At 57.6% G+C, this 21,493-nt stretch carries 18 protein-coding genes and 1 pseudogene; 7 read left to right on the plus strand and 12 right to left on the minus strand.

What is annotated here, in order from left to right; genetic code table 11:
• Positions 1-85: 85 nt before the first annotated feature.
• From QRN60_RS07015 to QRN60_RS07025, 3 genes are read right to left on the minus strand one after another with little or no spacing between them, the layout of a single operon-like run.
• Positions 86-1,363: a c-type cytochrome gene (locus QRN60_RS07015; protein ID WP_045534760.1), complete on the minus strand. Its 1,278-nt coding sequence runs from the start codon at positions 1,361-1,363 to the stop codon at positions 86-88.
• Entirely contained in the window at positions 1,360-3,276 is a 1,917-nt protein-coding gene (locus QRN60_RS07020; protein ID WP_111791596.1) for a cation:proton antiporter domain-containing protein, read from the minus strand. Before QRN60_RS07020 ends, QRN60_RS07015 begins: the two co-directional genes overlap by 4 nt.
• Positions 3,276-3,893 carry an NAD(P)H-dependent oxidoreductase gene (locus QRN60_RS07025; RefSeq protein ID WP_045534756.1) on the minus strand — a complete coding sequence of 206 codons (618 nt, stop codon included), beginning with the start codon at positions 3,891-3,893 and terminating at the stop codon, positions 3,276-3,278. The genes QRN60_RS07020 and QRN60_RS07025 overlap by 1 nt, the downstream gene beginning before the upstream one ends.
• 263 nt (positions 3,894-4,156) lie before the next feature.
• Between QRN60_RS07025 and QRN60_RS07030 the strand changes: the two are divergent.
• A pseudogene (locus QRN60_RS07030) lies at positions 4,157-4,549 on the plus strand (DUF983 domain-containing protein).
• A 71-nt stretch (positions 4,550-4,620) separates the two neighbouring features.
• A complete protein-coding gene (locus QRN60_RS07035; protein WP_111791595.1) occupies positions 4,621-7,344 on the plus strand; it encodes an ATP-binding protein in 2,724 nt (907 codons plus the stop codon).
• A gap of 294 nt (positions 7,345-7,638) precedes the next feature.
• Here the strand turns inward: QRN60_RS07035 and QRN60_RS07040 are convergent, their stop codons facing one another.
• The 3 genes from QRN60_RS07040 to QRN60_RS07050 are packed head-to-tail and all read right to left on the minus strand — an operon-like array spanning position 7,639 to position 10,936.
• Positions 7,639-8,604 carry an MBL fold metallo-hydrolase gene (locus QRN60_RS07040; protein ID WP_111791594.1) on the minus strand — a complete coding sequence of 322 codons (966 nt, stop codon included), beginning with the start codon at positions 8,602-8,604 and terminating at the stop codon, positions 7,639-7,641.
• Between the two features lie 47 nt (positions 8,605-8,651).
• Positions 8,652-9,524 (minus strand): alpha/beta fold hydrolase, encoded by an 873-nt coding sequence (locus tag QRN60_RS07045; RefSeq protein ID WP_045534750.1) that lies wholly within the window; start codon positions 9,522-9,524, stop codon positions 8,652-8,654.
• 20 nt (positions 9,525-9,544) lie between these two features.
• Positions 9,545-10,936: a dihydrolipoyl dehydrogenase family protein gene (locus QRN60_RS07050; protein WP_045534749.1), complete on the minus strand. Its 1,392-nt coding sequence runs from the start codon at positions 10,934-10,936 to the stop codon at positions 9,545-9,547.
• 178 nt (positions 10,937-11,114) lie between these two features.
• Between QRN60_RS07050 and QRN60_RS07055 the strand changes: the two genes are divergently transcribed.
• Positions 11,115-11,951: an alpha/beta fold hydrolase gene (locus tag QRN60_RS07055; protein ID WP_111791607.1), complete on the plus strand. Its 837-nt coding sequence runs from the start codon at positions 11,115-11,117 to the stop codon at positions 11,949-11,951.
• 55 nt (positions 11,952-12,006) lie between these two features.
• On the opposite strand, the gene QRN60_RS07060 is transcribed toward QRN60_RS07055, so the two are convergent.
• From QRN60_RS07060 to QRN60_RS07085, 6 genes are all read right to left on the minus strand, one after another.
• Positions 12,007-13,068, minus strand: coding sequence for a molybdopterin-binding protein (locus QRN60_RS07060; RefSeq protein ID WP_045534747.1), 1,062 nt, complete (start codon positions 13,066-13,068; stop codon positions 12,007-12,009).
• Entirely contained in the window at positions 13,041-13,763 is a 723-nt protein-coding gene (locus QRN60_RS07065) for an XdhC family protein (protein ID WP_045534795.1), read from the minus strand. Before QRN60_RS07065 ends, QRN60_RS07060 begins: the two co-directional genes overlap by 28 nt.
• Complete coding sequence (locus tag QRN60_RS07070) at positions 13,763-14,071, minus strand: XdhC family protein (protein WP_111791593.1); 309 nt, start codon at positions 14,069-14,071, stop codon at positions 13,763-13,765. The genes QRN60_RS07065 and QRN60_RS07070 overlap by 1 nt, the downstream gene beginning before the upstream one ends.
• A gap of 41 nt (positions 14,072-14,112) precedes the next feature.
• Positions 14,113-14,562, minus strand: coding sequence for a (2Fe-2S)-binding protein (locus tag QRN60_RS07075; RefSeq protein ID WP_045534743.1), 450 nt, complete (start codon positions 14,560-14,562; stop codon positions 14,113-14,115).
• Between the two features lie 23 nt (positions 14,563-14,585).
• A complete protein-coding gene (locus tag QRN60_RS07080; protein ID WP_129567467.1) occupies positions 14,586-14,963 on the minus strand; it encodes a c-type cytochrome in 378 nt (125 codons plus the stop codon).
• Positions 14,964-15,170: 207 nt separating this feature from the next.
• Positions 15,171-15,725, minus strand: coding sequence for a helix-turn-helix domain-containing protein (locus QRN60_RS07085; RefSeq protein ID WP_234904957.1), 555 nt, complete (start codon positions 15,723-15,725; stop codon positions 15,171-15,173).
• Between the two features lie 210 nt (positions 15,726-15,935).
• Here QRN60_RS07085 and QRN60_RS07090 point away from each other — a divergent pair, with 210 nt between their 5' ends.
• From QRN60_RS07090 to QRN60_RS07105, 4 genes are all read left to right on the plus strand, one after another.
• Positions 15,936-16,712, plus strand: coding sequence for an SDR family NAD(P)-dependent oxidoreductase (locus QRN60_RS07090; RefSeq protein WP_234904956.1), 777 nt, complete (start codon positions 15,936-15,938; stop codon positions 16,710-16,712).
• A gap of 236 nt (positions 16,713-16,948) precedes the next feature.
• Complete coding sequence (locus QRN60_RS07095) at positions 16,949-19,729, plus strand: ATP-binding protein (protein ID WP_111791591.1); 2,781 nt, start codon at positions 16,949-16,951, stop codon at positions 19,727-19,729.
• 128 nt (positions 19,730-19,857) lie between these two features.
• Positions 19,858-20,688: an alpha/beta fold hydrolase gene (locus QRN60_RS07100; RefSeq protein ID WP_111791590.1), complete on the plus strand. Its 831-nt coding sequence runs from the start codon at positions 19,858-19,860 to the stop codon at positions 20,686-20,688.
• A gap of 23 nt (positions 20,689-20,711) precedes the next feature.
• Positions 20,712-21,431 carry a hypothetical protein gene (locus tag QRN60_RS07105; RefSeq protein ID WP_045534734.1) on the plus strand — a complete coding sequence of 240 codons (720 nt, stop codon included), beginning with the start codon at positions 20,712-20,714 and terminating at the stop codon, positions 21,429-21,431.
• Positions 21,432-21,493 lie beyond the last annotated feature (62 nt).

Raw genomic sequence — 21,493 nt, forward strand, 5'->3', positions numbered from 1 at the left:
GCCGCTCTTGCTCCCGGTTTTGAGCGTCCGAACCCCGGGCGTAACATTACGCGCGATGTCGCCGGGACTGGCGTGGCGAAAGGTTTCACTCCCTCGCCGCTGCCACATCCTTCGCCGTTACCTTGCCGCTCTTTCCGCTTAACCGCTCGATCACGTAGTTGGCGAGCGCAGCAACTTCTTCGTCGGAATAGATCGCGTGGAAGGCAGGCATCATCTGGCCTGGTAGACGTGCCTCATTCGAAGAGCCCTTAAGGATCACTCTCACCAGATTGCTGCCTTCGGGATCGTTCACAGCGTGCGAACCCTGAATTGATGCCCGGTCGTTCGCAAGCCCACCGCCGTCCTTTCCGTGGCAGCTGGCGCAGGCGCCTGCGAAGATGCGAGCGCCGAGTTCCCCGGACGGCACTGCAGACGCATCCGGCCCAGATGGAACCACCTTCGTTTCGAGACCGGTTTTCACGGCCGGAACCGTTCGCAGATAGGAGACAATAGCTTCGATGTCGGAAGACGGGAGTTTGCTGAATGAAAGGTCTACCGCCTCCCGCATCGCGCCGCCGGCAGGGCCGTGGCCTTTCGCATGCCCAGTTGCGAGGAACGCCTTCAGATCTTCATCGCTCCAGTTACCGACCCCAGTCTCGGGATCGCTTGTAATGTTCCAGGCCTTCCATCCGTCTACCTCGCCACCCGACAAGGCTTGCCCTTGCTTTCTCTGGAACATGAGACCTCGAGGAGTATGACACTCGCCGCAGTGCGCTAGGCCCTCGACAAGGTAGGCACCGCGGTTCCACCGTTCATCCTTCGAAGGATTGTTTTCGAAGGGATGCGAGGGCAGGAACAGGAGGTTCCAACCGCGCATCAGCCAGCGCTGGTTGAACGGAAATTCGAGCGTGTTCTCAGGCGCAGAGTCCGAGACCGCCGTGACAGTGTTTAGATAGGCACGAATGGCGAGGATATCGTCGGTCGAAAGCAAGGCGTAGGATGCATAGGGAAACGCGGGATATAGGTTCTCGCCATGCTTATCGACACCCGATCTCACCGCGCGGACGAATTCCGCATCGTTCCAAGCGCCGATACCGTGTTCCTTGTCCGGAGTGATATTGGACGAATAGATAGTTCCGAATGGAAGTTTGAACGGCAGCCCTCCAGCGAATGGCTTGCCACCTTTCGTGCTGTGACAGGCGGCACAGTCGCCAGCGATCGTCAGATATTCGCCGCGTGCGATAAGTTCTTGCCCAGATGGCTGTTTTGCGCTCGCAGCCACCTCGGGAAGCGAATGGGGATAGAAAAAGAACAGTCCGGCTCCAACTGCACCCACCACAGCCAGGGAGACCAGACCCAACAGAATTTTCATGGAATATTTCATTGTCCGGCTCCTAAGGCTCGTTCGTCTATTTCAGTCTCTTGCGCGGCGAAGCTGCTTTCCAATTCCGGAGGGCTCCAACCACGCTGGACCAGTTCATCGTATTTTTCGCGCCGTCCGAGCATCGCCTCCTGGATGACGCGCCCGATATCATTGAAGCCCGCGACAAAGAGCTCGTTGTCGGACACGCGCGTCGTTTCGTCGAGCAGCGTCCCCATTCGGGCGAGGCCCGCGAGATCCTGATGGACGAACACGCTCTTTCGCTTCTCAACCTCGTAGGGATGCATGCCCATTGTCCTGAGCGCGAGGCCCCCTGCCTCCACCGAGCTTCCGAAAAGCTCGCGGACAATGTGATCCGCGCCCGCGTCAACAAGCTGGTAATGATGCAACCGATCATAAGCGCGAGCGATAATTGTGATCCCAGGGTTCGCTCGGCGAGCCGCCTCGATGATCTGTATCGTGCGGTCTGGGTCGTCGATCGCGACCACAAGCAGGTCCGCCTTGGCGACGCCAGCCGAATGAAGCAGATCAGGACGCCCCGCATCGCCGAAATATGATTTCACTCCGAATTTACGAAGGTCATCGACCACGTCCGCACGGTAATCCAGGACAACGGGCACGAAACCGTTGGCCAGCAACATGCGATTCACGATCTGGCCAAAACGGCCAAGGCCCGCGACGATGACCTTTCCGCTGCCTGGCCTCTCGGGCTCTGTTGACGGTGTTTTTCGTCTCTCAATCCTTTCGGCCATATGGTCGAAGAGCATGAAAAGCCCAGGCGTGATTATCATTCCCAAGGCTATGACGAGCACCCCGATGGATGCAGAGGTTCCGGTTATCAGCCCCATGCTTTGACCGAGCGAGAGCAGGACAAATCCGAATTCGCTCGCCTGTGCCAACCCCAGTGCGAAGAGCCATCCGGCAGCATCCCGCAATCTGAAGAGACGACCGAGCGGAAAAAGGACCGCGAATTTAATGATTACGAGCACCGCAGTTGCGCCAAGCACGACATCCCAGTTGGCCACCATTACGGAAGGGTCGATCTTCGCGCCTATCGTCATAAAAAACAGGCCGAGAAGCAGACCTTTGAAAGGCTCGATATCGTTTTGAAGTTCGTGCTTGAATTCGCTATTCGCAAGAACGAGCCCGCCGAGAAAAGCGCCAAGCGCCGGAGACAATCCAACCAATGACATCAGCAGGGCAATCGCCACGACCACCAAAAGCGCAAACGCCGTGAAGATATCGCGAAGTCGGTCTCTAGCGATCGCGCGCATGATTGGACGTGAGAGATAGTGACCGCCGACAACAACCGCCGCCACTGCACCCAGCGTAAGAAGTGCGGCCGCCCAGCCTGGAAGAGTGGAGAGCCAGCCAGCCCCGCGGTCGGCTCCAGGCGTCTGGCCGCCGGGTGCCATCAGCGGAAGGCACGCGAGCATCGGAATGACGGCCAGGTCCTGGAACAGGAGAACCGCGAAACTCGCCTGGCCACCGTCCGAGTCCAGCATCCCTCTCTCCTCAAGGGTCTGCAATACGATCGCCGTCGATGAAAGGGCCGCTACAAAGCCAAACAGAACCGCCTGCTGCCATTCGATATGAAGGAAGACGCTGAGGACGGTGACCACCGCAACCGTCAAGACGACCTGCAAACCACCCAACCCAACGAGCTTTGCACGCAAGCGCCAGACCATCTTGGGATCGATTTCGAGGCCAATCAAGAAGAGCATCATCACGATGCCCAATTCCGAGATCTCTTCAAGATAGCCGGCGTTGGCTTCCGAAAGCTGCAAAACCGGGCTCATCAAAGCGCCGGCAACAATGTATCCGACAACGGAACCGAGACCGAGCCTACGGGAGACGATGACGGCGAGGACCGAGGAGGCCAGATAGGCAAAAGCAGGCAACAGCAAGCCGGACATCAGCTTATCTCCCGACGGCCAACGAACTCCGCAAGATCGCCGGCCGTAACCTCGTCCCGTCGCCCAAGCGCGCCGATGTCCAACGACGAGTCACGCAGGCCCTCCAGGAGCATTGGATAGGACTCGACATGAATTTTCGCGGAGGGGGAATCGACATGGTTGGCCGCATGCAGCACGAATGGCGGAAGAAAGGTCATTCCGCACAGTTCAATCGTCTGTCGTAGCGGCAGGATAAACATGGAAAACGGATGCTTGTTTCCGCCCTCATACGAATAGTCTCGAACACTGCCTCCCGTGGTTATGCAAGCGATCGCCAGCTTTCCGGCAAGTTTTTTCCCGTGTGGCCCGTGAGCGAAGCCGTACTCGAGAACCAGATCCTGCCATTGCTTCAGAAGAGCGGGCGTCGAGTACCAAAAGAGCGGGAACTGGAACACGATCACGTCGTGATCGATTAACCGCTTCTGCTCACGTTCGACGTCTATGTCGAACCGAGGGTATTCGGCGTAGATATCGACAAAGGTAACCCCCGCGACCTGCTGGGCGCGCCTCGCCATAGATAGATTGATACCGGTCGACCGTTGCGCCGGATGCGCAAACAGGACGAGAACTCGCGCCAAAGGTTTTTCCTCTTTTTTCGAAGCTGCTCGCGCGCGGTTCACGATCTGGAGGCGCGAATTATCCGGGCACAAGGATAGTGGCTCGCAACATCAAATATTGGATGATCCGGTTTCGATAAGCCGAGTGGTGTGATCGGAGGATCGATTTTGACAATCTTCGCGGAGATGTGCGTGCTACGCGGGGACGCAGCGAAGGAGTGAAGACTGTCTCTTAGACTCTGGCAACCTTGACCTTAAGTGACATCTTGCGACGGGAAATCGTGATGACGAACGACTATCCACCTTTGCCGCCATTGAGCACGGGTCTACGCCAACGGTGCCCGCGATGTGGGCAAGGCGCCACCTCTTCAATGCTTCCTGACGGGGGATTCGTACGAAGTGTGTGACCTTGATTACTCGTTTGCAGAGCCGGCGGGCGGCCCGGCCTTCTTTGTCATTTGCCTTGCGTGTGTCCCAAGTCCACTTCTCGCGGTGTGGCCTCTGGTTTCGTGCGAAGTTTCGGTGTGGACCAAGTGTCTATTACGGGGCCATTCATGCTATTGATATGCATGCCGCCATTGAGGCCGTTGAAGAGATGGCTGATCTGCAGCCCCTATTTCTATAAGGCTCAAGAAGGAAAGCTTGCCGGGCTCGATGAGCTGGAGGCGTGGGACTAATCCAAGTCTCGGTGTCTTTAAGATAAGACTGCATCGGAATTCTGGAAGGGCACTTAACAATTGGGGATCCCATGACCGTTCTGCACTTCGAAGGTTTCGAACTGGACGTTCAAAATCGTAAGCTGACGGCGGGCGGCCAACCACTTAGACTTGGTGGCCGAGCATTCGATCTTCTTGCCGTGCTCGCTCAACGTGCGGGTCAGGTGGTCAGCAAGGATGAGCTCCTGAGTGCGGTTTGGCCGACCACCGGGGTCGAAGAAGGTACGCTACGTGTTTCGCTGGTTTCGCTCCGCAAATCTTTGGGAGAGCGCGCTCGTGGCTTCATAGATAACGTGCCCGGCAAGGGGTACGTTTTCGTGCCACCGGTTCGGATCGACGGCGCTGCGTCCGTCACGACGAAGTCCAGCATGTCCTCAGCAGACCTTCCGCGCCTCGCGAACAAGGTCATCGGCCGTGATGAGTTCATCGAAACAACAACTGACCTTTTACAGCAGTCGCGCATCATTACCATCACGGGCACGGGAGGCATCGGAAAGACGTCCGCTGCCATCGCCATCGCAGAACGCTTCTTGGGCCGAAGAAGAGTGTTGTTCATCGATCTCGCCTCCTTGTCCGAAAACGCCAGCCTGATGCCGTCGCTCGCCAGTCAGCTCGGCCTGAGCGTCTACGGTTCGGAATTGCTCCAGGCTGTGGCGACAGAACTGCGAAAAACTCCGACACTTCTTGTTTTCGATAACTGTGAGCACGTCATCGATGCTGCAGCGGAAGCAGCAGAATCGATCCTTCTCGAAGTTCCGACGTCCTCGATTCTCGCGACAAGCAGAGAGCCACTCAGGATACAGCTCGAGCGCATCCGTCGCTTGCCGCCCCTCGCCGTCCCGCCAGAGGGCACAATCGCGGAGGACGCGCTAGGCTATGCGGCTTTGGACTTGTTTTACAGAATGGCTGGTCTCTTCAAAGACGAGCAGGACCTGAGACAACCCGAGATAATCGAATTGTCTGCCGACATTGTGCGAAAATTGGAGGGTATCCCGCTTGCCATTGAACTTGCGGCTTCGAGAACCCTCGACCTAGACATCAGGGAGCTGCATCGCTCCGTGGCAAGACCGCTTGCAGTTCTTCGTCGCGGAAGGCGAAATGCCCCCGCAAGACAACAAACCTTGCAGTCGGCGCTCGACTGGAGCTTCCAAACGTTATCTCCAGTTGAAAAGGAACTCCTGCTCCGGTTATCAACCTTTGCCGGACTTTTCAGCGCCGAGGACGCCCGCGCTGTCGCGGGCGACCATCTTTCCGATGACGAATTCTACGAAGCATTCGACGACCTCTTTCTCAAATCCCTCCTAAACGTCACTTCTGAGGGCGGAAGCTACAGGCTTCTCGTAACAACACGCCACTACGCCTCCGCGAAACTCGCATCATCGCCCCTCAAACGGGAGGCCCAACATGCACATGCCCGCCATTGCTCCGCGAGATTGAAAAAGTCAGAGGCGGATTGGACTAAACTTGAAACGGACGAGTGGCTGCGGCTGCATGGTGCCCTCATCCACGATTTGCGCATCGCCCTCGCCTGGGCATTTTCCGCCGATGGCGACGATGCCCTCGGAATTGAACTCACCGCCACCTCGAACATTATCTGGACGCAACTGGGATTTATGATCGAACAGCTGGTCGTGATCGAGACTGCGCTTGCCCGAGCGTCTGCCACGGAGGTACTTGATCCACGTCACGAGATGTACCTGCGGCTATCGCACGCAGGCACCATCTATCACATCAAAAGCTCCGAGCGAGATCCGCAAGCCCTTGCGGAATACCACAGAGCAATCCAGATCGCTAAAGACCTCGACGATCATATGGGCATACTTCGCGCGAGCGGCGGCATAACCGCGATCCACACAATGAATGGGGACTACATTGATGCGATCAACGTTGCGCGAAAGTTCGATGACCTTTGCGATGAAAAACTGCCGAACGCCGTTAGTCGCATGCTCGCTCACAACCTTCATTACATAGGTGATTTCGAAGGTGCTATGCGACATGCCAACATAGCCCTCGAAATGGCGAAAGTCGGCGTTCGGGGAACACTGAATAATGGAGCAAGTTACGACCAAAGGCTCAGCGCTCTTTCAACTGTAGTCAAGACCTTATGGGTCCAGGGTGAACTAAGAGCGGCGATGCGGCAACTCGACACCGTCTTGGCCGAAGCAATTAACCTTGACCACGCGATCTCGACCTGCCTCTATCTTGCGGTCTCGGCCTGCCCCACCGCTTTTGGCATGAGGGAGGTCGGACCTGGTCGGAGCCTGCTCGGCCTCCTCATTGAAAAATCCGGCGATAATTCCCTGCTCCGTTGGCAGGAATGGGCTTTCACGTTCGAGCAGGTTTCCATGGCCCTCGCATCGGATGACAAGGAGCGCTTCAACAAGGCGCTAGCAAACGCCGGCGGTGCGCGGTTTGAGAACTGCCTGATCGTAGGCGGCCACCTCGCAGACCGTACGGCCATAGACCGGGCCCTATCGAAAAATGCCGGATGGTGTCGAGCAGAACTCTACCGCCTCAAGGGCCTGCTGCTCCTCGACGAAGACGTCGATGCCGCCCGGAAGCTTCTCATGGAAGGATATCTGATTTCCTCTCAGCAAGGCGCAAGGTTCTGGGAGCTTCGCTGCGCAGCCAGTATAGTGAAGTGTACCCCAATGGAGGGTCTCGGCGCTGCAAAAAGCCGCCTTGATCGAACGCTGGCAGGATTCGATGGAGAGCTTGCCACTGTGGACGTAGTGGAGGCAAGAGCGCTCCTCTAAGCTTCGCCACCCGAACCTGCCATATTTCTGCAGGGTACCTTTATCATGGAAAACAGCCGTCGACGCGCGTCGCGCCTGGTTGACCATCATGGAACAAATGCGGAAATCAGCTCGCCGATCGGCCGCAAAGTCCCGTCGAGGCGAACTACGGAACGCCGCTTCCCATTGTGCTCGGTCACGCGGTTGCGGGCATCGTTCGCGAAGTCAGGTCAAATGCGACTGATATCAACAGAAAGACTTGGCCCGTGTTCGAACCGAAGCTCTGCATGACAGCCCCGATCAGTTTAGCCGCAATTACAAGCTTTCGTAGACAAGCTTCGTGAAAAAGTCCGGCGTGATCACGAACTGGCCCCACACGGCGTCAAACGCCGAGGTCGGCCGTTGAGCCTGCACCTCACCCAAACTCATGCCCTTGCTTTTACTCGCCGAGATCGACGCCCTGATGGCAACGAGCATTTCCAGGTAAACCTTGAGTTCATCGCGGTTGCCGACGGGCTTGGCATGTCCCGATACGACGAGCGTGTCAGCATCGCAGATATCGACGTTCCACCGTGCAGCCTCGATCATGCCGTCAATGCTGCCTCCGGTAGACCTGTCGATGAACGGATAGATCCCGTTCCAGAAAGTGTCGCCCGTGTGAAGCACATTCGAATTCTGGAAAAATACCGAGAGATCACCATCCGTGTGCGCATTTCCGTAAAACCTCAGACTTACCCGATCTCCGTTGATATCCAACTCATGTGTGTCTGCCACGACGACCGAAGGCAGAGCCGGGATCGAGGAAGAGGGAAAGTCGAAATTCCAGTCCTCGACACGCTGTGCCGTACTCAAATGCTTGAGCGTCATTTCGTGCGCGATGATCTTCGCACCCTCCCGGCCTAGCCAATCGTTGCCGTCAGCGTGGTCGAAGTGCCAATGTGTATTTACCACGGCAGCAACCTCGGGGCTTCCCAAGGTAGTCAAGCTTTCCCTGATCTTGGCTTCCGATACGGCGATGCCCGCATCAACGAGGAACATTCCGTCGTCGCCGAAGCTGGCAAGCATATTGCCGCCTGAGCCCTCCAGAACCGTAAGCCTGCCGCGGACGGTGTGAAGCGAAACAGGAGACGAGGCCGCATAATCCCTCATTGCATTCACAATCCCGCGCGCTTTCGCGTAGGCCTGTGCGGGTGTCAGCATCGGACCGCCGCCGGCGCCGGAAGTCTCGGGGGCCACGCAGCAAAAGCAGAAGCCGCGATGGGAAAAGCGAGAAGCGTGCATTATTCCTGGTCCTCAAAAGTCTGGAAATCGAGTGCGTGAGGTGTTGACTACGGATGTTCGCCAGACCGATGGTTCCGGACAAACGACGCAATCACGTCGGCGCAGAAGTGCGGTTCCTGGTGGTGCGGTCCGTGCCCGGCCTGCGGCAGCGTCACCAGGTGAAGCGACTTCCAGTCGCGCACCAGTTCCAACCAGTTTTCGACCGGGCAAGCGATGTCGTGGTCTCCGGAAATCACCAATAGCGGCACCACGCCGGCCGCCAGCTTTCTCATGTGAGAGCCTTCGGGATCCGGGTAGATGGTCGACCTGTCCTTCGCCTCGCTGAGGAGTTTCATGAAGGTCGCCTCCGGGATCGCAGGAGAGCGGCCTGCCTTGCGTTCGGCGATGCGATCATGAGAACGCTTTGCGGCCGCCTTGCTGCTTTCGGATGCTGGTTCGAAGAACAGGATAAACTCGTCATCCAGGGTATTCACCGGATTCATGGCGGTCTTGATGAAAAGCGGCTCGCCGCTGACTTTCGGATGTCCCGGAGGAGCCGTTCCGATTAGGACCGCCTGCGAAACCTTGTCCGGATAGGTTGTCGCGAAAACCTGTGCAACAACCCCACCCAACGACCATCCCCCCATGACAACTTTGTCAAAGCCGAGGAAATCGATCAGGTCCCTTGCGTCCTTCGCAAGCGACGCGCGATCGTATGTCGGTGTCCCGGTCGATCCACCGAGTCCGGTATAATCGAAAATCACTACCGTGAAATTCTTCGTAAGCTCGTCAAGGAAGAGCGGATCCCAGGAGTCCATCGTTCCCCTGAACCGGACGGCGAGGACGATCGGCGGCCCCTCTCCGAATTGCCGATACGCAAGCGTGCGACCTTCAAGGTTTGCGTATCTGGTTTCGACTGTCGAAGCATTGGCTGGGGTCATTATTAATCTCCGAATTATTTCTAGTTGCGCTTGGTCGGAGCGCCGACATTTGCAAAGAGCATGTTGAGACCTTCGGTAATCGTAGGATGGGCGAAAATCCCATCGCGCAATGCGGTGAAAGGCAATCCGCCTTGCATGGCCACCTGGACGACGCTCATCACGTCACCTGCGTTCACACCGAGCATGCTGAAACCAAGGATGATGTCGCTGTCGCGGGCGACGATGGCCTTCATGAATCCTTTGCGCAGCGACAGGGTTCTCGCACGCGGAATGACATCCATGGGGAGCTTGGCAACGCGGTAATCAACACCGTCCTTCGCCATATCGGTTTCGTTCTTGCCGATCCTTGCGAACTCGGGATCGATGAACACGCAGTATGGGATAGTACGATCTTTGGTGGTACGGTTTCCGCCGCTCATCGCGCTTTTGACGATCCGGTAGTCATCGAGCGAGGCATGGGTAAACATCGGCGTGCCGGCGACTTCGCCCATCGCCCAGACATCGGGAGCACTCGTGCGTAGTCGATCGTCGACCTTGACGAAACCGCGCTCGTCGACCTCAACCCCGGCAAGCTCCAACCCAATGTTGGCCGTGCTTGGCTTTCGACCCGACGCAACCAGGATATGCGAACCTTCGAACGATCGGCCATCGGCGCAATGCACCGTGACGCGATCGCCGGAGCGGCCCGAAACGGTCAGGTCGTAAGCGCTGAGAGCCACTTCCACGCCTTCCGAATCGAGGATTTTCAAGATTGCTTCGCTGACGTCGACATCTTCGCGCGGAGCAAGCCGCGGCCCGCGTTCAACGATAGTAACCTCGGCGCCGAGACGCCGAAATGCCTGCCCCAATTCCATTCCGATATAGCCACCGCCAATCACGATGAGGCGCGTGGGTAACTCTCCCAGTTTCAAAGCATCCACGTGCGTAATCGGGTCCGCGTCGGCAAGCCCTGGGACATCCGGAATGTCTGCAACGGTTCCGAGATTGATGAACACCTGATCGCCTGTTAGCGTCCGCACGCCGTTCTCGGTTTCAACCTGGATGGTCTTGGGCGCGACAAAGCGACCCCAGCCCAGAATCAGATTGAATCCGCTTGCATTGAAGCCCGCCTTGTTCGTCGCGACCATCTCCGCGACCACCCTCGCCGTGCGATCTCTCACCAAATCGATGCTGTGGCGAACGCTGTCGACAGTAATTCCGAACTCGGCCGTATTCTTGATCGTGTGTGCGACCTCGGCGCTGCGAATGAGGGTCTTGCTGGGGATGCAAGCGACGTTGATGCAAGAGCCGCCGATCATGCCAGCTTCTACAACCGCAACTTTCTTCCCTGCCTTGGCCTGCTCCATCGCCAGCGTCTTGCCCGCCTTACCGCCACCAAAGATAAGGAAGTCGAATTTTTCAATATCGTTCATTGCTGCCTCGCGGTTTCGATTTCGCAGCATGGAACCACGCCTGGGCATCCCGATATTGTAAGATGCGGCCGCTCGAAAACCTGCGGGGGAGCCGGATTGTCAAAGATCTGTGGGCTCTTCCAAGCCTACCCTGACTATAGATTTTGCCGAGGCGGCAACCGAACAGGAGGCTATTTCGATGACCAACGGCTTAAACATGCCTGAGACAACCGCATTCATATCTATCGACGGCATCAAGGTGCGAACTGTGAGCACTAAAGATGCTCAAGGCATTCCCGTATTGCTTACGGCCCCTTGGCCCGAAAGCATCTTCGCATTCAATCTCGTGTGGCCGCGTATCAGCGAGCTCGGACCATTGACTGCAGTTGATCTCCCGGGCTTTGGCATGTCTGAGGGCCGGTCGGACCTGATGTCGCCCCACGCCATGGGGGATTTCCTCATCCGCATCATGGACGCCCTCGATATCGAACGGGCGCACGTGGTGGCGCCTGACGTCGGCACGCTCGCCGTGCTTTACGCCGCCAGTCGCCATGTGGAGCGCTTCGAGAGCATTGTGGGCGGTAGCGGTGGAACAAGCGAACAGCTTTTTGGAGAGTCCCTGCGTCAAATCATGACGTCGTCAAAGAGTGACTTCGCTGATTTCGATGGTGGTAAACGTGTCTATGAGTTGGTGAAGAGCACCGCGCGCGTTTCAATTCCAGAAACCATCCTGGAGGACTACAGGAACTCTTCCGACGGCCAACGGTGGAACGAAGCGGCCGACTTCGTCCGAGCCTATAAGCAAGACCTTCCGATCCTCGCCGGCCTGCTGCCGTCGCTCCAAACACCGACGCTCGTCATCTCAGGCAAAGATGACCCCATCGTCCCGCCCGCCAACGGGCAGTTTCTTGCAGACCGACTTCCACACTGCCGCGCCGAAGTCATCGACGCCGGCCACTTCGTCTGGGAAGACGCAGCAGAGACATACGCCGAGTTGATTTCAGAGTGGATTTCCGGCGGCTACAAAAGAGTTTGATGCTGTTATGCGAACATGCGCAGGCCTTCGCGAACGTGTACTCGCCGGCCTGCGCTCATAGCCCCGATAATGCGGTGTCACGGAGCTGCGGGACAGCTTCGTGACTGACGGAGGCTTCCCTTAACTGCGGCCTCGACGAAATCTCCTTGAGCAGCCCCCCGACCCCCATCCTGGCAATCGTCCCGCTGTCAATGCGGTCGCCCGCAAGCGTCCTGTCCAGCACCCAATCAAGACCGTTCAAGGACGGACTGCGTGCGCAGCCCGGTGCTCCGATCACGGGAATATCCGCAATCGCACCGATGACTATCAGGTTACCCGGATCTACAGGCATCCCCACTCGCTCCACCTTTCCACCTGCTTCACGGATAGCAGCAGGAATGACATCGTTTGCGTCTGCAACGGCCGACGCCCCGAAAACGATGACCAGATGATTGGATCCCGCCCTTCGATCGGCTTCTTCCCTCAGGACGTCGGCCAGTGCGTTTATATCGTGTTCCGAATATAGCTCCGACACGAGCGTCGAGCCTCGCTCCATCAGCCTGGCTGCGGTTATTCGCGCGGTCTTCTCGACTGTCTTCGCGCCAAGTGACGGTAGAGTGGTTGAGATGAGCGTAACGGCTCGGGATTCAAACGGCCATACGGATATTGGTGGCCGCGTGGAAGCCACCAACCTCGCTGTCTCGACCGTCCGATATCCGACTGCAAGCGGAATGATCTTCAGGGTGCCGACGAGCTCTCCCTCGACTACCCGGCTGCGGTCAGCCAGACAGGCAAACGTGACCGCTTGATTGATGCTATTGAACGAATTGATCAAGTCTCGCTCGGCGATAAACAGGCCATCGGCTTTGGCGTAGAAATTTACCCTTCCACCCACGGCTGACTTCGAAAAAACTCCCTCTTTGGCAAAAGGAGCGCCGAGGATATCGGCGGCTGTGACCTCGTCGATCTCGTGTTCTTCGAACCGATGGGCAAGTACGCTGGAAATTCCGTGCGAAAGGAAGAATGCCACATCTTCGAGGGACAAGGTGTGCCCTTTGGAGAAGGTCCTGCCTCCGACCGCAAGACGGTGTCCGAGCATCATCCCGGTAGCTATTTCTGTCTCAAACTTGCCGAACATATCGTCTTTCCCGCCTCATACCTGGACCGTCGATGGGCGATAATCTCAGCCAGGATGGCGACGGCGATTTCACCCGGCTCCCTTGCGCCGATATCAAGACCGATCGGGCCCCGAATGCGCTCCAGGACAGACTGTTCGAAACCAGCCGCTCGCAGGCGCTCCAACCTTGCAAGATGAGTTCTCGAGCTACCGAGAGCCCCGATATAGAAGGTTCCGGCCCTTAGAGCTTGCTTGACCGCTGGATCGTCGATTTTCGGGTCGTGGGTAAGAGCGACCATCGCGGTGTTCGCGTCGACAGATATCTCCTCGAAAGCCTCATCGGGCCACACCGGAAGCAAGATGATGCCGGGAAAGCGATCTTCGGTTGCGAAAGCTTCTCTCGGATCGACAACGATGGTCTCCATCCCGGCCTGGCTGGCCATAGGGGCCAGCGCCTGCGCGATATGGACTGCACCGATGATCATGAGCCGGATCGCGGGAAGATGCACATTCAGGAAATATGGAATACCGTCAATCTCCGTACGATAGGAAAGACCGCCAGCCAGGGCTTGGCGTGCTGCATCGGCGACCGCGCTGTCGATGCCATCGATAGCCGTTAAGAGTTCCTGGCTTCCAGTGGCGAGATTGATGATCTCGACCACCGGGATTCGACGGGCTTTCGCCGAGTTGAGGGCGGTAACGAGACTGAGGTCCATTAGCTCAGCCTCGATACAAAGACGGAGATGATGCCGCCGCACGAGAGGCCAACACGCCAAGCTGTTTCGTTCGCAACGCCGAATTCGATGAGCCTGGCTTCGCCGCTGCTGATCACGTCCAGTGCTTCAGTGACGACAGCGCCCTCGACGCACCCGCCTGAAACCGATCCTTCGAAGTTACCCTGGTCATCGACGACTAATCTGCTGCCGACCGGTCGGGGTGATGAGCCCCATGTGCTTACGACGGTTGCAATAGCCACTTCTTTCCCGGAACGGTGCCATATTTCGGCGGTTTCCAATGGATCCAATTGCCTGTTCCTTATTCAAGAATTTTGACCATGGAACACCCTCAGGCCGACGCTGAGTGGATTGCTTCGCGGATCCGGACGTATGTGGCGCATCTGCAGATGTTGCCTGCCATGGCCTCATCTATCTCAGCGTCGGTCGGCTTCGGATTGACAGTGAGCAGGGACGTCGCCGACATTATCTGTCCAGACTGACAGTAGCCGCACTGAACGACTTCCTTGTCGAGCCAGGCGGCCTGGACTTTCGCCCCGATTTCCGTTTCGCCGACGCCTTCGATCGTCGTAATTTTCTGGCCGTCAATCATGTCCATCGTCGTCTGACACGCTCGGACAGCCATACCGTCAACGTGGACAGTACAGGCGCCGCACTGGGCAATGCCGCATCCGTATTTGGTGCCTGTCATTCCGAGGATGTCACGAAGCACCCAAAGAAGTGGCATGTCGTCCGGGGCATCGACCTGGTGGGTTACGCCATTGATAACGAGGCTTTTCATGTTTCTGCTCCTCTAGTGCCGGATTATTGGACAGTGAGTGTTTTCAGGTAGGCGACAACATCGGCGCGATCCTGGTCCTTGGGGATCGAGATGGTCATTCGGGTGCCCTTAACGACGCCCGAAGGCGACTTGAGGAATGCGTCCAGCGCTCGCTCGTCCCATGTCACGCCCGAAGACTTCATTGCGGCCGAATAGCTATAACCTCCAGCTGTTCCGGCGGTCCGCCCAACCACACCAAGGAGCCCCGGCCCCACCCTGTTCTGTTCGCTCGCGGTGTGGCAGGCACTGCAACGTGCGAAAAGTTTCAGGCCCTTTTCCGGGTCGCCATCGGCCCGAGCAGTCGAATCCGGGAGCGCGATCGCTACCCAGCCGAGGGTCAAAAGACAGAGATATTTCCTCACAGTATCCTCCGTTGAAAATGCAGTGACCCAGCGAAGCTGGATTGCTCCACCGGGCGTTTACGAACACGCGCCATCATGCTGCATGCATGAACCTGGAGATCTGATGCTGCGTGAGATCGCACCGATGAACGCCACCTCTTCCCGATCAACCTCGTCACCGCGAGGAAAAGGCCGCCCGAAATCATGTTTCGACCAGGTGCCATGGCCTTACATCGCCATCACGCGTTCAGACGACTGTGCGAGCCTTGACCATGGCTGCGACGCAACCGGGACAGCCGATCCACTGGCATGGCGTCGCCGCCAATTGAGGGGGGTCACCCCGACCAGTCGTTTGAATACCTTCGAAAGATGAGCCTGGTCGCTAAGCCCGCAGGCCTGCGCAATCTGACTGAGCGGCTCGTCGGTAGAGGTGATAAGGTATTTGGCCGCTTCGATCCGCCGCGCGAGGACGTAGTCGTAGGGCGACTTGCCGAACGAAACTTTGAAGCCCTTGGAAAAACGGCTCGCGCTAAGCCGAACCTGAGCCCCGAGCTCCTGCACCCTTATGCAGCTTTCGACATTGTCGTCGATGTAGCGCATAATCTTGTTTTTCTGCCATTCGGCCAGACCTGCAACCGTCCTGCCGCGAGGAAACGTTGGCGTCCTCGTCGGAGCTAGTGCTGGTGTCGGGAAATGCGCCGTAAGGCCATGCGGGTTCAAACTCCACACCACGACCTGATTATTTGCGGGACGCAGTTGAGCGGATGAAACTTGGTTTGGCATTGGCGTAACTCGTTGCTTCGGATGCCCTTGAACCTAGTCTGGGCATTCGGCGCTAAGCGAGTTAAGCGATGTTAAGTCTGATTAGCAGTGTTACGGATTGTGTGTTTGTGGGGTGCTGCCCAATCTTACAATACGGGTATTGGCTCTTCGCGTATCCGGGCTCGATGGGCGAAGTTCGCAGTACGCTTCGTTGCCGTTGTTCTGAAGGAAATGTCAGTGCCAGAATTGCCCGACGACATCCTACGTCCGCTCGCAGGCCGAGTGGCGCTGCTAACAAACGCCGATAAGGGCGTAGGACGGGCTACGGCGAGGCTGCTCGCTATAGCCGGAGCCGACTTGGCCCTAACGGTCGATGCTAGCGAATTCTCCTCGGATTTCATCACCGAACTTCAGCGGTTCGGCAACCGCGTCATCACCTTCGATTGGCCCAACGATGGATCGGGAGTCGAGTGCGCGCGACTCGCGCGGGGTGTGATCTCTGCGATGGGTCGGATAGACGTCCTGATTGCTAACGCACATCATCGCGCCCACTGGCAGATCGATGACGTGGACATGGATGAGGACGCGCTTGAAGCACAGTATTCGGGAACCGTGATGGCTATCGCAGCTCTGGTTCGGGCCTCCGTCCGGTTTATGGGAAACGGGGGACGAATAATCGCACTCAGTGCCAGCCTCGCGGACAGGGTAGGCGCTCCCGGTTTGGCAGACTACGCGGCAACCCGAGCAGCCATCACGGCTTTCTGTCGCGGCGCGGCCCACGACCTTGGGCCGCGGGGGATCAATGTCAACGTGGTCCAGATCGGGTCGATCCAGACCGAGCTCTCCGAGGCATCGAGCGAAATGCTCGAGGCGGAGAAACAGTCTAACGTCCTCAAGCGCCTGGGAAAGCCTGAAGAGGTCGCCCAAGCAATCCTTTTCCTCGCCGGTCCAAATTCCTCTTTCATCACCGGAAGCGTTCTGAACGTTGATGGTGGATACAACGCATAAAGAGAATCCGACAGTTCATTCGCTCAATGGTTCGTTGCATAAACTGACCGGTTGGTCTATCTCCGCAATAAGACCAAAGGCGAGCCTGACGTGGGACAAGACCGCTTACAAATTTTTCCTCTCGGAGCTTTGTGCGCCGTGCCTACACAGGCGACTGTGCCCCTGTTCGGCTGTCCTGGCAATCGAGCCTCATCATCTGCGCGTCAGCCCAGCTCTAACCCGGCCGGATATCGTCAATGACCGTACTGAGGTTTGGACGATTTGAGTTGGATACCGCCCAGCGGAAGCTGACCGAATCCGGCAACGTGCTTCAGCTTGGCGGTAAGGCATTCGACATATTAGCCGTACTTGCAACATCGGCGGGGGAAGTGGTCAGCAAGGAAACCTTGCTCGCAGCGGTATGGCCGGATACGACCGTAGAAGAGGGCGCGCTGCGCGTGCACCTGGTCACACTTCGAAAGCTTCTGGGTGATCGGACTAGCGGAAGATACATCGAGAACGTACCGGGTAGAGGTTACGTTTTCGTCATGCCCGTGGAGGGTTCCGGGGTCGGGTCCGTCAATCAGGCTCCTGCCAAACCGCAGGTTCTGCAGCAGAGCTTTCCGCGACTGACCGAACGCCTCATTGGTCGAGACGACTTCGTGGCAGAGACCGCGCAAATGCTCTCGACCAATCGTCTGGTAACGATTTCGGGCGCAGGCGGTGTTGGCAAGACGTCCGTCGCGCTGGCCGCTGCCGAAATCATAAGTGCTGCTCGCGAGGTCTTGTTTGTCGATCTCGCCTCGTTAAGTGACGAAAAGCAGATCGCTCCGACTGTGGCGAGCCTGCTCGGACTAAGTGTTGTCATCGACAACGCGGAGCATGCCGTCCTTGAAGCATTGGCCGAACGAAACCTCCTTCTTTTGCTCGACAATTGCGAGCACGTCATTTCCAAAGCGGCTTTCATCGTCGAGGACATTTTGGCGGCCGCGAAGCAGGTGACCGTGCTTGCCACAAGCCGCGAGCCCTTGCGCATTGCCGGGGAAAGGATACGACAGCTACCTTCCCTTCCTGTACCCCCGGAAGACAGCCCCCAATCCTCGCTACTGAAATATCCTGCGGTCGAGCTTTTCGTTGACCGGGTTATGTTGTCGTCCGAACTGGAGGACTTCAACAATCCCGAAACGCTTGCAGCGGCTGCATCTATCGTCCGGCGTCTCGACGGCATCCCTCTGGCTATCGAACTTGCCGCGTCCGGCGTCGCCAACCTCGGACTTGCCCATCTCGTCAGCTCGTTGAGCGACCCGCTCGCGGTTCTGCGACGGGGACGGCGAACAGCGCCTCCAAGGCAGCAAACGCTGAGAGCGACGCTCGATTGGAGCTTTGATGGCCTGACGGACAAGGAACGCCTTCTGTTCGAATATTGCGCGATGTTCGCCAGCGCTTTTTCGACCGAAGCCGCCCAGACGCTCTGTGCGGGCGTAATGCCGGAGGAGGATTTCTACGAGGCTTTTGATGGCCTGTTCCTGAAGTCGCTGTTTTCGGTGAGCGGTGGCGACGGGAAATATCGACTTCTCCAAACAACAAGAAGCTACGCTCTGGACAAGGTCAGGAGAGGATATCAAGCAAGGCTGCTTCATGCGGCCCACGCGGACTATTGCGAAAAGGCGCTTGCTAACGCCGCTCGTGACTGGCCGACGCTGGCGACCGCTGACTGGATGCGGCTGTATTCAGATCTGATCCACGATATCCGAAGTGCGATCCATTGGTCATTCGAGTCAATTGAAACGGCCGAGTCGGGAATGCGCCTTGCTGCCAATTCCAAGATTCTCTGGGTTCAACTTGGATTGATGAACGAGCAGATACAGGTCCTCGACGAAGCCTTGAAACGCGTCCCCGGATCTGCGCACGAGGGAACGGAAACGGAGCTCGACCTCCGGATTTCCAAAGGAAGCGCGCTGTACCACGTTCAGGGATACTCGAAAGACGGCGATGCCCTATACGAAATTGACCGCGGAATCGAAATAGCGGAAGCAATCGGCAATCTAGGCAAGTGTATCCAGGCAAATGCGGCAAGAACGGCCATCCTGTGCTCGCATGGCAGATACCAGGACGCAATCGATGCCGCGCTTGCGCTACGGGACAAGAACCCACAGGTGTCATCGCATGTCTTTAGCGCGATGCTTGGGCACAATTACTTCTTCAACGGGGAGCTCTCTCGCGCGCGCAAGGAAATCGAGGGTTCGCTAGACGATGGCAGCGGGTCGATCAGGAGGACCTCGAATGCCGGACTTGGTTTCGACCAGCGAATCTCGGGCCTGGCGGTCCTGGTGTTCGTAGAATTCCTCGAAGGCAACATGGTCACCGCCATGGATCTCCTCAAGGAGTCGGTACGGGAAGCGGAGGATCTGGGTTACTCGATCGCTTCGTGCCTTCTTCTGATGCTGAGCGCGTTTCCGATGGCTTCGCTTGTGGGACGACATAGCGAGGCAAGTGAATACCTCGACAAAGCAGAAGGCCTGGCGAAACAACAACGACTGATCCGTTGGCAACAGTGGATTTCGTCCTATCGGAATGGGCTGTTTGGCGATGACAATCACGGCGGCCTCGAAAAGGAGCTCTCAGGCGCGGCGGCACTGAGGCTGGAATACTTCGTGGTCATTGCCGGCGAGCGCGCTCGTAAAACCCACATCGAGCGCGCCCTCCAGGGTGATGCGGGTTGGTGCCGTCCGGAGTTGCTTCGCTTGTTGGCAATCGCGGAGTTTCCGACAAATCCAGAGCTCGCGAGGAAGATTGCCGCGGACGCGGTAGCGCTCTCGCGCAAGATGGTGGCGACGTTCTGGGAATTACGTTGTCTGATGGCCGCGTACGAGCTCTCGTCGCGCTCCGATCAACCCGGTATCATCGATGACATCGAGGCGGTAATCGGCAAATTCGAACCAGGAAGCAAGACTATCGATCTCGAAGCGGCGACGGACCTGATACGTTTGGCTCCTTGCCGCAATGGTCTGACGTTGGAGAGCGATTCCGCCTCCTAGTTCGATCCCGACTGCGACCGGGGCGCTATCCATAACCCAACTTAACACTGATTAACTCGCGTAACGGGACATTAATCGGCACTTTCCTCCACACCAACATGGTCGTGATGACAAGGAAAGGATGCCTGATGTCCGTCAAACTCGAGGAAGCCGAAACAAGATATGTCGAGGCCCACGGAGTTCGCTATGCGTACCGTCGGCTAGGCCGTGAGACTGGAACCCCGCTGGTTCTCTTGCAGCATTTCACCGGAACGATGGACTCATGGGATCCGGCTGTAGTGAACGCTCTTGCGGTGGATCGACCCGTAATTGTTTTCAACAACGCAGGGGTCGGAACATCCGGGGGCAAAACGCCCGATACCGTTGACCAGATGACGACGGATGCTGAGAGCTTCATAGCCGCCCTCGGTTATGACAAGGTTGATCTTCTCGGCTTCTCCCTCGGTGGGTTCATCGCACAGCTTATGGCTGCTCGCCCAGCCGTCAAGGTCCGCAAGATCGTACTCGCGGGCACCGCGCCCAAGGGTGGCGAAGAGCACCTGATGCAGGTCGTCGAGGAGGCATTCGCGCGAAATGCCGAGGACGTCCGCCTTCCCCTCTTCTTCACTCCATCGGAACCAAGCCAGGCTGCTGGACAGGCATTCGTCAATCGCGCCGCTGTTCGCACACATCAGCGCGATCCGGAGAGCCCGGATTCCGTCAGCAATCCGCAGGCAGCCTCCATCATCGGATGGTGCGCGGACAAAGACCCTGCCCATAAGTCGTTGAAGGCGATCACACAGCCGACGCTCATCGTACACGGCAGCGACGACACGATGTTCCCCTCCATCAACGCGTACGAGATGTTCAAGAACATGCCGAACGCCACACTCGTTTTATATCCGGACTCTGGTCACGGCGCGCTTTTCCAATATCCCGATACGTTCGTCGCCCACGTCCAGCACTTCCTGAACAGCTAAACAACGCAACCACGGAGACGAAAATGCCTTCCCTCGTCGAGAAAATCATTGCCGCCCATGGCGGCCTGGAAAACTGGAAAAAATACACACGCCTCACGGCGCACCTCAAACAAGGCGGCGTCTTGTGGCCGCTGAAGGGGCATTCCGGCCAGCTTGACGTAACCAACGTCTCGGTCGGCCTCGGCGAGGAGTGGGCTTCCCATGACCCCTTCAGCGCCGAAGGAAAAGTGACGCGGTTTGAGCCGGGTCTGGTCCAGATCAAGGATGCACATGGTAAGGTCCTCGAAGAGCTCAAGGATCCTCGCTCGTCGTTCGCCGGCCACACGCTGGAAACTCCCTGGTCCGACCCGCAGCTCGCCTATTTCGCGGGCATCGCCATGTGGACGTACCTTAACATGCCCTTCCTTCTAACCGCGCCGGGCGTTCAAGCGGAGGAGATCGGCGAGTGGACTGAAAATGGGGAGACTTGGCAGCGTTTGAAGGTCACTTTCCCCGCCAACATTGCTACACACAGCACCGTTCAGACCCTCTACGTCGACGACGCCGGCCTCCTCAAGCGGCATGACTACGACGTCGAGATTGCCGGAAACACGCCTGGTGCTCACTACATCGGCGGCTACAAGGAAGTTCAGGGACTGATGTTCCCGACCGAACGACGCATTTTCCCCAGACAGCCGGACGGCAATTCAATGCCGGAACCGCTCGTCGTATCGATCGATCTTTCGGACATCCATCTTTCGTGAGGTAGCGGGCGCGCGGGCAACCACCCGCGCGCTATGCCGCTTGCAGGGCTCGTTGCCCCGCT

The sequence above is a fragment of the Agrobacterium sp. CFBP2214 genome (genome assembly GCF_030209895.1).
In the GTDB taxonomy this organism is placed as follows: domain Bacteria; phylum Pseudomonadota; class Alphaproteobacteria; order Rhizobiales; family Rhizobiaceae; genus Agrobacterium; species Agrobacterium radiobacter.

Coding starts and splice junctions, on each gene's coding strand:
- QRN60_RS07015 (WP_045534760.1), bottom strand. CDS start 1,363: ATGAAATATTCCATGAAAATTCTGTTGGGTCTGGTCTCCCTGGCTGTG.
- QRN60_RS07020 (WP_111791596.1), bottom strand. CDS start 3,276: ATGTCCGGCTTGCTGTTGCCTGCTTTTGCCTATCTGGCCTCCTCGGTC.
- QRN60_RS07035 (WP_111791595.1), top strand. CDS start 4,621: ATGACCGTTCTGCACTTCGAAGGTTTCGAACTGGACGTTCAAAATCGT.
- QRN60_RS07040 (WP_111791594.1), bottom strand. CDS start 8,604: ATGCACGCTTCTCGCTTTTCCCATCGCGGCTTCTGCTTTTGCTGCGTG.
- QRN60_RS07045 (WP_045534750.1), bottom strand. CDS start 9,524: ATGACCCCAGCCAATGCTTCGACAGTCGAAACCAGATACGCAAACCTT.
- QRN60_RS07050 (WP_045534749.1), bottom strand. CDS start 10,936: ATGAACGATATTGAAAAATTCGACTTCCTTATCTTTGGTGGCGGTAAG.
- QRN60_RS07055 (WP_111791607.1), top strand. CDS start 11,115: ATGACCAACGGCTTAAACATGCCTGAGACAACCGCATTCATATCTATC.
- QRN60_RS07060 (WP_045534747.1), bottom strand. CDS start 13,068: ATGTTCGGCAAGTTTGAGACAGAAATAGCTACCGGGATGATGCTCGGA.
- QRN60_RS07065 (WP_045534795.1), bottom strand. CDS start 13,763: ATGGACCTCAGTCTCGTTACCGCCCTCAACTCGGCGAAAGCCCGTCGA.
- QRN60_RS07075 (WP_045534743.1), bottom strand. CDS start 14,562: ATGAAAAGCCTCGTTATCAATGGCGTAACCCACCAGGTCGATGCCCCG.
- QRN60_RS07085 (WP_234904957.1), bottom strand. CDS start 15,725: ATGCCAAACCAAGTTTCATCCGCTCAACTGCGTCCCGCAAATAATCAG.
- QRN60_RS07090 (WP_234904956.1), top strand. CDS start 15,936: ATGTCAGTGCCAGAATTGCCCGACGACATCCTACGTCCGCTCGCAGGC.
- QRN60_RS07095 (WP_111791591.1), top strand. CDS start 16,949: ATGACCGTACTGAGGTTTGGACGATTTGAGTTGGATACCGCCCAGCGG.
- QRN60_RS07100 (WP_111791590.1), top strand. CDS start 19,858: ATGTCCGTCAAACTCGAGGAAGCCGAAACAAGATATGTCGAGGCCCAC.
- QRN60_RS07105 (WP_045534734.1), top strand. CDS start 20,712: ATGCCTTCCCTCGTCGAGAAAATCATTGCCGCCCATGGCGGCCTGGAA.